The sequence below is a fragment of the Leucobacter chromiireducens subsp. solipictus genome (assembly GCF_016758195.1).
In the GTDB taxonomy this organism is placed as follows: domain Bacteria; phylum Actinomycetota; class Actinomycetes; order Actinomycetales; family Microbacteriaceae; genus Leucobacter; species Leucobacter solipictus.
Genome location: NZ_QYAC01000007.1, coordinates 37813 through 51561, shown reverse-complemented (window position 1 = coordinate 51561; position 13749 = coordinate 37813). Strand labels below are relative to the sequence as shown.

The 13749-nt window shown below is 67.8% G+C and carries 13 protein-coding genes; 9 read left to right on the top strand and 4 right to left on the bottom strand.

Going from position 1 to position 13749, the window contains the following annotated elements:
• The first annotated feature begins 87 nt into the window (after window positions 1–87).
• The gene (hpaD, locus tag D3230_RS13055) at window positions 88–1083 is read left to right on the top strand and encodes a 3,4-dihydroxyphenylacetate 2,3-dioxygenase (RefSeq protein ID WP_202345490.1); all 996 of its coding nucleotides are present in this window, start codon (window positions 88–90) and stop codon (window positions 1081–1083) included.
• Between the two features lie 160 nt (window positions 1084–1243).
• On the opposite strand, the gene D3230_RS13050 is transcribed toward hpaD, so the two are convergent.
• Genes D3230_RS13050 through D3230_RS13040 form a run of 3 tightly spaced genes read right to left on the bottom strand, consistent with a single transcriptional unit; the run spans window position 1244 to window position 3737 of the window.
• On the bottom strand, window positions 1244–1672 hold the full coding sequence (locus tag D3230_RS13050; protein ID WP_237467555.1) for a cytidine deaminase: 429 nt from the start codon (window positions 1670–1672) through the stop codon (window positions 1244–1246).
• A 44-nt stretch (window positions 1673–1716) separates the two neighbouring features.
• Complete coding sequence (locus D3230_RS13045) at window positions 1717–2841, bottom strand: ABC transporter permease (protein ID WP_202345489.1); 1125 nt, start codon at window positions 2839–2841, stop codon at window positions 1717–1719.
• A complete protein-coding gene (locus D3230_RS13040) occupies window positions 2838–3737 on the bottom strand; it encodes an ABC transporter ATP-binding protein (RefSeq protein ID WP_202345488.1) in 900 nt (299 codons plus the stop codon). Before D3230_RS13040 ends, D3230_RS13045 begins: the two co-directional genes overlap by 4 nt.
• Window positions 3738–3860: 123 nt before the next feature.
• On the opposite strand from D3230_RS13040, the gene D3230_RS13035 reads away from it, so the two are divergent.
• Window positions 3861–5198, top strand: a complete 1338-nt coding sequence (locus tag D3230_RS13035) for a sensor histidine kinase (RefSeq protein WP_202345487.1) — start codon at window positions 3861–3863, stop codon at window positions 5196–5198.
• Window positions 5195–5941: a response regulator gene (locus D3230_RS13030; RefSeq protein ID WP_202345486.1), complete on the top strand. Its 747-nt coding sequence runs from the start codon at window positions 5195–5197 to the stop codon at window positions 5939–5941. Before D3230_RS13035 ends, D3230_RS13030 begins: the two co-directional genes overlap by 4 nt.
• A 152-nt stretch (window positions 5942–6093) precedes the next feature.
• Here the strand turns inward: D3230_RS13030 and D3230_RS13025 are convergent, their stop codons facing one another.
• Window positions 6094–7113 carry a substrate-binding domain-containing protein gene (locus D3230_RS13025; protein WP_202345485.1) on the bottom strand — a complete coding sequence of 340 codons (1020 nt, stop codon included), beginning with the start codon at window positions 7111–7113 and terminating at the stop codon, window positions 6094–6096.
• Window positions 7114–7349: 236 nt separating this feature from the next.
• Between D3230_RS13025 and D3230_RS13020 the strand changes: the two genes are divergently transcribed.
• The 6 genes from D3230_RS13020 to rhaI all read left to right on the top strand — a co-directional run bounded on the left by D3230_RS13020 (window position 7350) and on the right by rhaI (window position 13744).
• Window positions 7350–8879, top strand: coding sequence for a sugar ABC transporter ATP-binding protein (locus D3230_RS13020; protein WP_202345484.1), 1530 nt, complete (start codon window positions 7350–7352; stop codon window positions 8877–8879).
• Window positions 8876–9931 carry an ABC transporter permease gene (locus tag D3230_RS13015; protein ID WP_202345483.1) on the top strand — a complete coding sequence of 352 codons (1056 nt, stop codon included), beginning with the start codon at window positions 8876–8878 and terminating at the stop codon, window positions 9929–9931. The genes D3230_RS13020 and D3230_RS13015 overlap by 4 nt, the downstream gene beginning before the upstream one ends.
• A complete protein-coding gene (locus D3230_RS13010; RefSeq protein WP_202345482.1) occupies window positions 9928–10992 on the top strand; it encodes an ABC transporter permease in 1065 nt (354 codons plus the stop codon). Before D3230_RS13015 ends, D3230_RS13010 begins: the two co-directional genes overlap by 4 nt.
• 73 nt (window positions 10993–11065) lie before the next feature.
• Window positions 11066–12112 carry a rhamnose ABC transporter substrate-binding protein gene (gene rhaS, locus D3230_RS13005; protein ID WP_202345481.1) on the top strand — a complete coding sequence of 349 codons (1047 nt, stop codon included), beginning with the start codon at window positions 11066–11068 and terminating at the stop codon, window positions 12110–12112.
• Window positions 12113–12197: 85 nt separating this feature from the next.
• Window positions 12198–12578, top strand: coding sequence for an L-rhamnose mutarotase (locus tag D3230_RS13000; RefSeq protein WP_202345480.1), 381 nt, complete (start codon window positions 12198–12200; stop codon window positions 12576–12578).
• Window positions 12575–13744, top strand: coding sequence for an L-rhamnose isomerase (gene rhaI, locus D3230_RS12995; protein WP_202345479.1), 1170 nt, complete (start codon window positions 12575–12577; stop codon window positions 13742–13744). Before D3230_RS13000 ends, rhaI begins: the two co-directional genes overlap by 4 nt.
• Window positions 13745–13749: the final 5 nt, after the last annotated feature.

Below are 13749 nucleotides of genomic sequence, written 5' to 3'. Positions count from 1 at the left end.
TAGGCGATTCAAGACTTCCCGTCACTCGCGTTCGCCTCAAGACTGTGGAGGGATCCACAAGCCACCGTTTCTGCCAGAGAGGCCACCATGCTCCCCGTCACCAACATGAATCCTGCATTTCAGATCACGCGGGCCAGTCACGTCTCGCTGGGCGTCACCGACCTGGAGCGCAGCCGAGACTTCTACCGCGACGTGGTCGGGCTCGTCGTGACCGCCGAAACCGACGACACGGTATACCTCCGCGGCCTCGAGGAAGCCGCGCATCACAGCCTCGTGCTTGAGCGTGCGGACACGGCGCAGGCCCACAGAGTCGGCCTGCGCGTGCGCACTGACGCCGACATCTTCGCCGCGGAGAAGTTCTTCGCTGCCGCCGGGATCGAGCACCAGCGGGTCGAACGGGACCATCAGGGCCCCACGCTGCAGTTCCGCGATCCGGTGGGCACGCTCATGGAGTTCACCTCTTCTATGGACGTGGTCGACCGCAAGATGCAGAACTACAACGAATTCGTCGCCGGCGCCCCGCAGCGACTCGACCACTACCAAGTCGTCACCTATGACGTGCAGACCGCGACAGACTTCTGGACGGGGCTTGGCATGCGACTCTCGGAGTACACCGCGAAAGACCATACCGACGAGCTCTGGGGGTCCTGGATGGAGGTGAAGGGGAACACGCACGACCTCGTGTTTACGAATGGTCGGGGCCCGCGTCTGCACCACTTCGCCTTTGCCGTTCCCGACGGGGCATCGCTCCTGCATGCCGCCGACGTTGCCGGAGCGCTGGGCTTCGGTGATGAGATCGACCGTGGCCCCGGTCGACACGGCATCAGCAACGCCTTGTTCCTCTACCTCCGGGATCCCGATCAGCACCGGGTCGAACTCTTCAACACGCACTACCAGTTCATCGATCTCGAAGCACCCCCGATCCGCTGGGACATCAGCAATCCGCGCCGCGCACAGCTGTGGGGAATGCCGGCGTCGAACCGCTGGTTCTTCGAGGCGAGTGAGTTCCCGGGCGAACCCGTGAACGATCCCCTGCTGCAGGCCTCTCCCGAAACGCTCGAGACATATCTCGGCCTTCACTAGGTGCCCCGGCCCCGAGCGCGCTCCACGCATCGACGCACCGGAGATCCTCGACCCCCGGCCCCCGTCGGGGGCGTTCTCTCCGAGGTGTTCGTGAATCTCCGGTGCGTTGGTGAGAGCGCGGACGACGCGGAGCGCGGGGTCGAGGCGCCCGCCCACCGTCTTACGGGAGCGCGGCGGGCCCGAAGGCGTCGGGGAGCAGCTCGTCGATGGTGCGCTCGCCGCGCGCGGTAGCCAACAGCATGCCCGGGGCGGCGGCCTCGTGCAGCAGTTGCCGGCAACGCCCGCACGGCGTGAGCAGGGCGTTCGCGCCGTCCACGCACACGAATGCGCGCAGCTGACCGCCTCCGCCCAGGTGGAGCGCGCCGAGCATCGTGCACTCGGCGCAGAGCGTGAGGCCGTAGCTCGCGTTCTCCACGTTGCAGCCGGTGACGATCCGGCCATCTGTGACGAGCGCGGCGCAGCCGACCGCCAGGCCGGAGTAGGGGGCGTAGGAGTGCTCGGTTGCGGCGAGCGCGGCGGCGCGCAGGGCAGCCCAGTCGATCGGCATCTCACCGGGCGCAATCGCGTCGGTCGGGTTCGCGTCGGTCATGGCTCCAGCGTAGGCGCAGCGCCCGAGCTGCGGGACCCCGGCGCTCAGCCCTTCAAGGCCTCGCCGAGCTTCACACGCGTGCCGGTGCGCAGGATCGAGTGCGTGTAGATCCGGGATCCCACCCACACGGCCACCGCGATCGTGACGAGCAGGATCGCGAGCGCGAGGAACGGCTCCCACCACTCGGCGGTGCCGAGGTACAGCCGCATCGGCATCCCGATCGGGGCGGAGAACGGGATGTAGCTCATCACGGCGAGCGCCCCCGGGTTATCGAAGAAGAAGATGATCGCCACGTAGGGGATCATCACGAGCCACATCACCGGGCTGACCGCGGAGGCCACGTCCTCCTGCCGGGACACCAGCGCGGCGAGCGCCGCATACAGGGTGGCCAGCAGCACGAAGCCGAAGGCGAAGAGGATCCCGAACCAGATCAGCGCGGTCCCGAGCTCGCCAAGCAACAGGTCCTGGCCGGTCGCGAGAATCCCGACGCAGGCGAGCGCCACAATCGCGACGACCTGGGCGAGCGCGAGGATGCTGTTGCCGAGGATCTTGCCCGCGAGCAGGGTGCGGGCCGAGATCGTGGCGAGCAGGATCTCGACGATGCGGGTCTGCTTCTCCTCGACCACGCTCTGCGCGATCGTGGTGCCGAAGGTGATGGCGCTCATCATGAACACCACCCCGAAGGCGATGGCGATGAGGTAGGCAAGCCCGGGATTGCTCGTGACCGGGTCGAGCAGTTCCACGGTGGGTGCGGCGGAGAGCGCCTGCAGCACGTCCCCGGGGGCGCTGTCATTCGCGAGCACCGTCAGTTCGACCGGGGTGTCACCGCCGGGCACCACGGCCGCGTCAACGTCGCCGCCACGAACGAGCTGCTCGGCAGACGCGCGATCCGGCACCGATTCGACCTCGAAGCCGGCCGCGGCGAGATCCGTCGCAGCGTTCCCCATGACCGCGACCCGGGTGGGCCCGCCAAAACCGCCGCTGTGTGCCATGAACCCGCTGAAGAGGACGCCGGCGAGCACAAACAGGAGGAGCACCCCGGTCGACACGAGGAACGACTTGGACCGCAGGCGCGTGGTGATCTCACGCTCGGCAACGATCCAGGTGCCCTGTGCGGCGCTCGGTCGCTGATACGTTCCCGCGGATGCGGGGCTGCTGGTGGCGCTCATCGGACGACCTCCGTGAAAATCTCGGCGAGGGATGGGGTGACGGGGCTGAAGCTGCGCACCGTGGTGCCGGGCTCCGCGACCGCGCGGGCGAGCACGGCCTGCGCCGCCTCAGTGGAATCTGCGTCGAAGCGGGCGAAGCCCCCGTCGAGGTGAGTCACGGCGATGCTCGGCAACTCGCGCACCCAGCCCGCGTCGGCGCTCGGCCCCACAAGTTCGAGCTCGAAGGTGCTGCCCGCGTGTGCGGCACGCAGCGCCTCACGGGAGCCCTGCGCCCGGATCCGGCCATCGCCGATCACCACCACGTCGTCGCAGAGCCGCTCCACGATGTCGAGCTGGTGGGAGGAGAACAGGACGGGCGCGCCACGGTCCGCGTAGTCGCGCAGCACCCCCAGCACCACCTCGACCGCCATCGGGTCCAACCCCGAGAACGGTTCATCGAGGACCAGGGCGATCGGGTCGTGCACCAGGGCGGCGGCGATTTGGGCGCGCTGTTGGTTGCCGAGGGAGAGGCTCTCGAGCGTGTCCTTTGCGCGCTCCGCCAGCCCCAGTCGCTCCAGCAGCGCCGTCGCCGAGGAACGGGCCGCTCCCGCCTCCATCCCGTGGAGCCGCGCGAGGTACACGAGCTGGTCGATCACGGGCATCTTCGGGTACAGTCCCCGCTCCTCGGGCATGTAGCCGAATCGCGCCCGGTCCGCGGCGGTGATCGGCGCCCCGTTCAGGCGCACCGACCCCGAGTCAGCGGCGAGCACGCCCAAGATGATGCGCATGGTCGTGGTCTTGCCCGCGCCGTTGCCGCCGACAAAGCCGGTCATCCGGCCGCTCTCCACGGTGAAGTTCACGTCGTCAAGCACCCGGCGCGCGCCGTAGCTGCGGGTGACGCCTGCAATCTCAATCATCGCGATCCTTTCGTTGCTCCCACGCTACGGCGGTGCCGCGACCGTTCACCTCCCCCGCACGGCGGAAAGCGCTCCGCCACGCGACGGAGGTGCGCGGGAGGGTGACCGTTTACGCTGGAAGCCATGACAGCGCATCCGGCCGAGTGGTCCCGCCCGCGGGCCGGGCGCGCGGAACTGCGGACGGACGCCGGGATCGCGGTGGCCCTGGCATTCGGGAGCGTGGTGACGGCGCTGCTCTACACGCGCACCGGCGTGATCCCCGATCCGGCACCACTCTGGGTGTCCGTGCTCGGACTCGCCGCGTGCACCCTGCCGCTCGTGTTCCGCCGCGTTGCCCCGATTCCCGTCGCGATCCTCGTGTCGATCGGGTTTTTCGTGTGCGGCCAGTTCGCGGTGCCCGAGCTCTTGATCACCAACGTCGCCCTGTTCCTCGCGATCTACACGGTGGGTGCCTGGGAGCCGAACCGTGTCGCGGCCGTGTGGACGGTCCTCGGCACGACCGCCGCCCTCCTGATCTGGCTGATCGTATCCCTCATCATCTCAGCCTCGGACGACAGCGACTTCCTCGGGATGCCCCGCTCCGGGCTGTTCTCCGAGTACGCCACGTTCGCCGTGATCCAGATCATCACCAATCTCCTGTACTTCGGGGCCGCGACCTGGTTCGGCCTGCGGTCGTGGCGGGCGGCCCGCACCCAGGCCGCGCTCGAGGCGCAGGGGCACGAGTTGGAACGCGAGCGGCGCACCAGCGCGGAGCAGGCCGTCGCGCTCGATCGGATCGCCATCGCCCGCGAACTGCACGACGTCGTGGCCCACCACGTCTCGGTGATGGGGATTCAAGCCGGGGCGGCCCGACGCAGCCTCACGCAGGATCCGGACCGCGCGGTGGCGTCGCTCGAGATCGTGGAGGAGAGCGCCCGCTCCGCCGTCGCGGAGCTGCAGCGGCTCGTGCACACCCTCCGCATGCCCGACGCGGACGCCGGATCCAGCACGGTCGGGATCGCGCAGCTGTCGGGGCTGCTCGCCGAGTCGCAGGACGCCGGGGTGCCCGTCACGCTGATTGTCACCGGCGACGCGCGCCCGGTGCCGCTGCTCGTCGACGTCGCCCTGTACCGGGTCGCGCAGGAGGCCCTGACCAACGTCAGGAAGCACGCGGGGCGCGGGGCGGCCGCAACCGTTCGGCTCCGGTTCCTCGCGGACGCCGTCGAGGTCGAGGTGAGCGACGACGGCGTGGCCATGCGCGTGGGGGCCACCGGGATCTCACGCAGCGGATCCTCCGGCGGATCGCGGGGCTCCGGGCTCGGGATCCGCGGCATGCGTGAGCGGCTCGGCGCCGTCGGCGGGACCGTGTGGGCCGGGCCCCGCGAGCGGGGCGGCTTCCTCGTCCGGGCGCACGTTCCCCTGGGCGCCGCAGCCGCCGATGCGCGAGCGCCGCTCCCCGCCGCAGAAACGGAGACCCCATGACCATCCGGATCCTGCTCGTCGACGACCAGGCCCTGGTCCGCTCAGGGTTCCGCATCATTCTGGAGTCCGAATCCGACCTCGAGGTCGTCGGGGAAGCGGCCACCGGGGCGGAGGCCGTCACCCTGGCACGTGAGCTCGCGCCAGACGTGATCTGCATGGACGTCGAAATGCCCGGCATGGACGGCATCGAGGCGTCTCGGCAGATCCTTGCCGCGGGCCCGCGGTGCCCCGAGCGGGTGCCCGCGATCCTGATCCTCACGACGTTCGGGCACGAGCAGTACCTGTTTGCGGCACTGGCGGCCGGGGTCAGCGGGTTCCTGTTGAAAACCTCACGCGCCGAGCAGCTCATCGACGCGGTGCGGGCGTTGGCCGCGGGCCACGCGCTGCTCGGGCCCGACGTCACCCGGGCGGTGCTGGAGCGCGTGGCCGCCGACACCGCGCGCGAACCCGAGCGCCCCGAGCCCTCCGGGCGCTCCGGGCGCTCCGACCTCGCAGGGCACTCCGGGCGCTCCGGGCGTTCCGACGCCGCGCAGGATCACTACGCAGCGGCCGGGCTCACCGACCGGGAGCGCGAAGTCCTCACGCTGATCGCGCAGGGGCGTTCCAACGCGGAGATCGCCGCGGCCCTGTTCCTCGGGGAGGCCACCGTCAAGACGCACGTGTCGAACGTGCTGCAGAAGCTCGGGGTTCGCGACCGGATCCAGGCGGTCGTCTGGGCGCACACGCGCGGCGCGGGCGCCTAGCGTTCCGCCGCCGCAGGTTGGCGGGTCCAGCTGCCGCCCCAGACTGCCGGATCCGGCACCGCTGTCACGAACGCGGCGGAGATTCACGCGCCGCGTCCCCATTCCGACGAAAAATCTCCTGCGCGTTCGTGAATCTCCGAGGGGTTGGTGAGTCAGCCTTCGCGCACCGGGGCGGACGAGGCACGCACCACGAGCTCCGGCTGGAACACCACTTGTTCACGCAGCGCGTCGAGGTCCGCGTCAGCCTCACGCAGCACCAAGTCCACGGCCGTGCTCCCGATCTCCGTGGCGGGCTGCCGCACGGAGGTAATCGGCACCACGGCGGAGCGGGTGAAGTCGATGTCGTCGTAGCCGACGAGTGCGACGTCCTCGGGGACCCGGAGCGAGCCCGTCATCACGAGCGCCTGCAGCACCCCGAGCGCGAGCAGATCATTGGCCGCGAACACGGCATCGGGCCGGTGCGCTGCGGGGAGCTGCGCGAGCTCCTCCCCCACGCGGCGGCCTTCCAGCACGCTCAGCGCCGTCGTCGGGAACTCCGTGAGCGTGGCGCCCGACGCCCCTGCGACGACCTCGGACGCGCCGGAGAAACGGTCGGCCACCTGCTCAATGCTGCGCGGCCCGCCGACAAAGGCGATGCGCCGGCGCCCGCCCTCGAGGAGGTGGCGTGCGGCGATACGCCCGCCCTCGACGTCGTCTACGGAGACGGAAGGAAAGGACCGGTCCCGGGAGCCGCGGTCAACGAGCACTACCGGGATCCCCATGCTCCGCAGCGTGTTCAGCTGCCGGAGGTCCGTGTGGACCGGAGAAATGAGCACCCCGGCGACCCGGTGCTCTTCAAACATCTCGAGCAGGCTCACCTCACGATCGCGTGAATCATCGCTCCCGCCCATGAGCACGGTGTACCCGTCTTCCAGCGCGCGGCTCTGCGCCCCGTGGGCCACATCCATGAAAAAGGGGTTCCGTGTGTCGAGGACGACAAGGCCCAGGCTCCGGCTCCGGCCGGCACGCAGCTGCCGCGCCGCGTCGTTACGCACGAACCCGAGTCCCTCGATCGCCGCGGTGACCCGCGCCACCGTTGCGGGGGCGACCCGTTCGGGCCGGTTCAGCACATTGGAGACCGTCCCGACGGAGACGCCCGCTTCACGGGCAACGTCGCGAATACTGGCGGCCACGATGTGCTCCTTCCGTCCAGACGTCTGATGCACCGATCCTATGCGACACTCCACCAGAATTGAAACGCTTCAATAACGGTGTGGTGTCGCGTGCCAACATTCGCTTGACTCTTGAAATCAAGGATGCATAGACTCACCACAGCACAATTGAAACGATTCATACATGTGAGCGTTTCTCACTGCATCCCGATTCCGCTCAACCTGCTGCCCGTCGCGGCAAGAGACCCGTGAGTTCAATGAAGAGATCACCCGATTCCGAGCCGCTGCTCGAACTCGACCGTGTCACGAAGTCGTTCGGCCCCGTCGTGGCGCTTCGCGATGGCACCATCGCCCTCCATGAGGGGTCCATTCACGCGCTCGTCGGCGAAAACGGCGCGGGCAAGTCGACGATCGTGAAGATCATCGCCGGACTGTATCGTCGCGATGCCGGAGACATCCGGCTCGCCGGAACGCCTGTCGATTTCACGAACACCGCCGAGGCGAAAGCCGCCGGGATTGCGGTGATCTATCAAGAGCCCACCCTCTTCCCCGATCTCTCGGTCATCGAGAACATCTTTATGGGCCGGCAGCCGCTCGGCCGATTCGGACGCATCGACCGCAGCCGGATGCGTGTGGAAACCGACGCGTTGTTCGCGCGTCTGGGGCTGCGCATGGACCCTGAGCGCACCGCCGACGGACTCTCGATCGCCGATCAGCAAATGATTGAAATCGCGAAAGCCATTTCGCTCGATGCGCGGATCCTCATCATGGACGAGCCCACAGCGGCGCTGTCGGGCGTCGAGGTCGAGCGACTCTTCACCGTCGCCCGCGCACTCCGGGACGAGGGGCGCGCGCTCGTCTTCATCTCGCACCGATTCGATGAGGTCTTTGCCCTCTGCGACACCATCACCGTGATGCGGGACGGGAGCTACGTTTCCACCCGGGCAATCACGGACACCGATCCCGACAGCGTCGTGGCCGAGATGGTGGGGCGCGAAGTCACGGAGCTCTTCCCGAAGCTCGAGACCACGATTGGCGAACCGCTGCTCGAGGTGACCGGCCTCACGAGTCCCGGGGTCTTCACCGACATCAGCTTCACCGTGCGGGCGGGCGAGATCGTAGGTCTCGCAGGGCTGGTCGGTGCGGGGCGCAGCGAGGTCGCACGCGCAGTGTTCGGCGTCGACAGCTATCGCAGCGGTGAGGTTCGACTCGCCGGCAAGCGCGTGCGGAAAGGGGTCCCGACGGCTGCGATGAAGGCCGGCCTCGCCCTCGTACCCGAGGATCGGCGCAAACAGGGACTCGTCCTCGAGGAGAGCGTCGCCCGCAACACCGCCGCCGTGATCCTCGACTCGATCGCCCGCCTGGGCCTCGTCACCACTCGCGCCGAGCACCGCGCTGCACGACCCTGGTCCGAGCAGCTCGAGGTCAAAGCGAACGCCCTCAGCACCCTCGCGGGCACGCTGTCCGGCGGAAACCAGCAGAAGGTGGTGCTCGGGAAGTGGCTCGCCACGGATCCACGCGTCCTCATCATCGACGAGCCCACCCGCGGCATTGACGTGGGTACCAAGTCAGAGGTACACCGCCTACTTTCCACACTCGCGAGCCAGGGAATGGCGGTGCTCATGATCTCGAGCGAGCTGCCCGAGGTACTCGGCATGGCCGACCGCGTCGTCGTGATGCGCGAGGGCAGGATCACCGCCACGATTGACCGCGCAGAGGCGACACAGGAGAACGTGATGCGCGCCGCCACCCAGCACGCACACACTGAGACGGAGCAGGCCGCATGACCGCCCAGATCACGGTCCCGGCACCCGTGGACCCGGCCACCCCGCCCCGGAACGCGTTCCGCGCGGGGCTCGGTCGCCTGACCCGTGCCCGAGAGGCGAGCATCCTGCTCGCCGTTCTCCTCGTGGTTGCCGCGGCCACAATCAAGAACCCCAACTTCCTCTTCTCGGTCGACGGGTACCGCGATCTTTGGCTCACGCCGTCGCTGCTCATGCTCGTCGCGGTGGGGCAGGCGGTCGTGCTGATCACCCGCAATGTTGACCTCTCCGTCGGCTCGATATTGGGACTCAGCGCCTACCTCACTGGCCGCCTCTTCATCGACGTGCCGGGGCTGCCTCTCGTCGTGGTGGTGCTGCTCGCCGTGGCATTTGGTGGCCTGCTCGGCCTCATCAACGGCGCGCTCGTCGCATTCGCGAAGGTCCCGGCGCTGGTGATCACGCTCGGCACGATGTACGCGTTCCGCGGCGTGAATGTCTGGTGGACGGGATCGGACCGCATCAACGCCTCGGACATGCCCCGCGAGTTCCTTGGGCTCGGCACCGCTCAGGTCTTCTCGATCCCGGTGCTCACCATCATCGCGGTGCTGGTCCTGCTCGTGGTGGCCTGGTGGATGCGCAACACCCGTGCGGGTCGCGAAAACTACGCGATCGGCTCAGACCCCGATGCGGCTCAGCTCTACGGGTTGCCCGTCACCCGGCGAATCATCACCGCCTTTGTGCTCTCCGGCGCGCTCTCCGGTTTCGCGGGCGTGCTGTACGCCGCGCGCTACGGCACGATCAACTCGCAGGCCGGATCCGGCTGGGAGCTGGACGCGATCGGTGCGGCGGTGATCGGCGGCGTCGCGATCTTTGGCGGCGTCGGATCCGTGTGGGGGGCCGCCATCGGCGCGCTGCTCTTGCTCACCATCAACCGCGCCCTTCCCGTTCTGGGGGTCCCCGACTTCTGGCAGCGCGCCGTGGTCGGCGTACTCATCATCGGCGCGATCGTTCTCGATCGGGTGCTCGCCGTCAGACAACATCGAAAACTGATTGAGGGACGGGAGACGGAGCGATGACCGCCACACTCACGGGAACCGCAACGAACACCACGACGGTCCGCCACATCGCAGAGTACGATCGGCCGCTCTGGCAGCGACTGATCCTCACCCGCGAAGCGGCCATTATCGGCCTATTCGTGCTCGTTGTCGCGGTTGCCGCGGCGGTCATCCCGAACTTCGGCAGCCAGATCACCATGACGTATCTGCTGCTCGACATGTTTCCGATCCTGATCATCGCACTGCCCATGACCGCGATCATTGTGACCGGGGAGATCGATCTGTCGGTGGCGAGCGTGGTCGGGTTCTCGAGCGTGCTGACCGGCGTGCTCACGCAGGCTGGGGTCCCGTTCGGTACGACCATCATCATCGCGATTCTGGCTGGCCTGGTCTGCGGACTCATCAACGGCTTCCTCATCACCCAGGTCGGCCTCCCCTCGCTCGCCGTGACGATCGGCACCATGGCGCTGTATCGAGGCCTCGCGGTTGGTCTCCTCGGCACCACCGCGGTCACGGACTTCCCCGAGTGGTGGACGGGGCTCGCGAAAGCCAAGCTGGGGTCCACAGGCATCCCCGTGGTGATGCTGCTGTTCGTGGCGCTCGCGCTGGTGTTTGCGGTGCTGCTGCACTTCACGAAGTTTGGCCGCGGCATCTTCTCGATCGGCCTGTCGTCGGAGGCCGCACGATTCTCCGGAGTGAATGTCGCCCGCACCAAGCTGGTGCTCTTCGCGCTCAGCGGAGCGGTGGCCGCGCTCGCCGGGATCTACTACACCCTGCGCTACGGCTCCGCCCGCGGCGACAACGCGACCGGCATGGAGATGCAGGTGATCGCGGCGGTGCTGCTCGGCGGCGTCTCGATCTTCGGCGGCCGTGGCGCACTCCACGGCGTCATCGCGGGCGTGCTCCTGATCGGTGTCCTCGCGAGCGCGCTGCGCCTCGCAAACGTGACCTCCGATGTGATCAACATCATCACCGGTGTGCTCCTCATCGCTGCGGTGGTCTCCTCCAGCGTGTTCGCCGCCGCCAAGCACCGCCGCCGGTCCGGCCCGAAACTCACGCTCGCTGGCACTCCCACATCCTGATTTTCACCCTCCCCCATCCGCTCGACACGACTCGACACACTCCCGCACCGCGGGGACTGAAAGGAAACGAACAATGAGGTTCTCAACGAAGAAAAAGGCCGGCGGGCTCGTCGCCATCGCGGCGAGCGCCGCACTCCTACTGACCGGCTGTTCCGGCGGCGCTGCGGACACCGGTAGTGCCGGATCCGACGCGGGCGGATCCGACTCCGGTGCCAGCATCACGTTCCTCCCGAAGAACCTGGGCAACCCCTACTTCGACACTTCCAGCAAGGGCGGCAAGGCCGCCATTGAGGCCCTCGGCGGGACGTTCACCGAGGTGGGACCCGCCGAAGCCACTCCGGACGCCCAGGTGAGCTTCATCAACACCGTCGCCCAGCAGGGTGCCGACGCGCTTGCCGTCTCGGCAAACGACCCGAAAGCGATCTGCGACGCCCTGAACGAGGCGCGCGACGCGGGAGTCAAGGTCGTCACCTTCGACTCAGACACGAACACCGACTGCCGCGACCTGTTCGTGAATCAGGCGGACGCCGCTGGCATCGCCAAGGTGCAGGTCGACATGATTACGGAGCAGATCGCCGACAAGGGTCAGATCGCGGTGCTCTCTGCCGCCGCCAACGCGACGAACCAGAACGCCTGGATCGACCTCATGAAGGAAGAGCTCGCGGCGAACCATCCCGATGTTGAGCTCGTCGAGGTGGTCTACGGCGACGACGACGACCAGACCTCATTCGACAAGACCGCGGCACTCCTGCAGACCTACCCGGAGCTCAAGGGCATCGTGTCGCCGACCACGGTCGGTATCGCGGCCGCCGCGCGCTACCTCTCCACCTCTGACGCCAAGGGCAAGGTCGCGCTGACCGGTCTCGGCACCCCGAACCAGATGCGCGAGTACGTCGAGGACGGCACCGTCACCGAGTTCGCACTCTGGAACCCGGAGGAGCTCGGCTACCTCACCGCGTACGCGGCGAACGCGCTCGCGGCGGGCGATATCACCGGTGCCGAGGGCGACACCTTCGAGGCCGGCGATCTCGGCGAGTACACCGTCGAAAAGGACGGCGTCGTCCTGCTCGGCGACCCGTACCGCTTCAACACCGACAACATCGGCGACTTCGACTTCTAAGCGCCACGGGGATCCCGAGCCGTTCTCGTTCGGGATCCCCGCACCACCCACCTCATCGCAGACCTCACGCCCGATCGGAGGGACCATGCGCGTCTGTTTCGAAATGCAGCTTCGGCCCGACCGGATCGCTGAATACGCGGCCCGCCACGCGGCCGTTTGGCCCGAGATGCTGTGCGCGATCCGCGACGCCGGCCGCCGCAATTACTCCCTCTTCCTGCGCCCCGATGGACTGCTCATCGGCGTCTACGAAACCGACGATGACGCCGCCGCGCAGCGCGCACTCGAAGCGGACCCCCGCACCGCCGCGTGGGAAGCGGAGATGAGCGAGTTCTTCATCGCCTCCGCCGGCCGCCCCGATCAAGAGGCCCCACGACTCACCGAGGTGTTCCACCTCGAAGACCAGCTCGCCGAGATTTCGGAGGGCACCGCACCCGCACGCACCACAACAGAAAGCACGGAACCATGAGCACCACGCTGACTCCCGACATCCTGGACGCCCTCGCGCTGCAGGCCGTCGAGGTCCCCTCCTGGGCCTACGGTAACTCCGGGACCCGCTTCAAGGTGTTCGGTACGCCGGGCACCCCTCGGGACCCGTTCGAGAAGATTGCCGACGCAGCTCAGGTGCAACGCTTCACCGGTTTGGCCCCTCGAGTCGCCCTCCATATCCCGTGGGACCGTGTCGAGGACTACGCTGCGCTCCGGGATCATGCGGAGTCGCTGGGCGTGGTGATCGGCACGATCAACTCCAACACGTTCCAGGATGACGACTTCAAGTTCGGGGCGCTGACTCACGAAGACCCCGCGATTCGCCAGAAAGCCATCAACCACCATCTTGAGTGCATCGACGTGATGGATGCGACAGGCTCCCGAGATCTGAAGATCTGGCTCGCCGAGGGGTCCAACTACCCCGGTCAAAATGACATGCGCGCCCGCCAGGATCGGCTGCAGGATTCGCTGCAGCAGATTTACGATCGCCTCTCGGACGAACAGCGCCTCGTCTTGGAATACAAGTTCTTCGAGCCTGCGTTCTACCACACCGATGTTCCCGACTGGGGCACCGCCTTCGCTCAGGTCTCATCACTGGGCGAACGCGCCCAGGTGTGCCTGGACACAGGCCACCACGCCCCCGGGACGAACATCGAGTTCATCGTGATGCAACTGCTCCGGCTCGGCAAGCTCGGGGCGTTCGACTTCAACAGCCGGTTCTATGCGGATGATGACCTGATCGTCGGGGCCGCCGATCCGTTCCAGCTGTTCCGCATTCTCGTGGAGGTGGTGCGCGGGGGCGGACTCAATCACCCGGACGTCACGTTCATGCTCGATCAGTGCCACAACATTGAGGACAAGATCCCCGGCCAAATCCGTTCGGTGCTGAATGTCCAGGAGATGACCGCCCGGGCGCTCTTGCTCGATCGAGAGGCTCTCGCGGCCGCGCAGTCAGCAAACGATGTCCTCGGAGCCAACGAGATCTTCATGGACGCGTTCCAGCACGACGTGCGGCCAGCACTCGCCGGATGGCGGGAATCGCGCGGCCTCGCCGGCAACCCGATGGCCGCGTACGCCGCTTCCGGGTACCAGGAACGCATCGCCGCCGAGCGTGTCGGCGGCGCGCAGGCGGGGTGGGGCGCGTAGCGCGA

Bases quoted from the DNA above. Each gene is read 5' to 3' on its own strand.
- D3230_RS13045 (WP_202345489.1), bottom strand. From the start codon at position 2,841: ATGAGCGCCACCAGCAGCCCCGCATCCGCGGGAACGTATCAGCGACCG.
- rhaI (WP_202345479.1), top strand. From the start codon at position 12,575: ATGAGCACCACGCTGACTCCCGACATCCTGGACGCCCTCGCGCTGCAG.
- D3230_RS13015 (WP_202345483.1), top strand. From the start codon at position 8,876: ATGACCGCCCAGATCACGGTCCCGGCACCCGTGGACCCGGCCACCCCG.
- hpaD (WP_202345490.1), top strand. From the start codon at position 88: ATGCTCCCCGTCACCAACATGAATCCTGCATTTCAGATCACGCGGGCC.
- D3230_RS13035 (WP_202345487.1), top strand. From the start codon at position 3,861: ATGACAGCGCATCCGGCCGAGTGGTCCCGCCCGCGGGCCGGGCGCGCG.
- D3230_RS13020 (WP_202345484.1), top strand. From the start codon at position 7,350: ATGAAGAGATCACCCGATTCCGAGCCGCTGCTCGAACTCGACCGTGTC.
- rhaS (WP_202345481.1), top strand. From the start codon at position 11,066: ATGAGGTTCTCAACGAAGAAAAAGGCCGGCGGGCTCGTCGCCATCGCG.
- D3230_RS13040 (WP_202345488.1), bottom strand. From the start codon at position 3,737: ATGATTGAGATTGCAGGCGTCACCCGCAGCTACGGCGCGCGCCGGGTG.
- D3230_RS13030 (WP_202345486.1), top strand. From the start codon at position 5,195: ATGACCATCCGGATCCTGCTCGTCGACGACCAGGCCCTGGTCCGCTCA.
- D3230_RS13050 (WP_237467555.1), bottom strand. From the start codon at position 1,672: ATGACCGACGCGAACCCGACCGACGCGATTGCGCCCGGTGAGATGCCG.
- D3230_RS13010 (WP_202345482.1), top strand. From the start codon at position 9,928: ATGACCGCCACACTCACGGGAACCGCAACGAACACCACGACGGTCCGC.
- D3230_RS13000 (WP_202345480.1), top strand. From the start codon at position 12,198: ATGCGCGTCTGTTTCGAAATGCAGCTTCGGCCCGACCGGATCGCTGAA.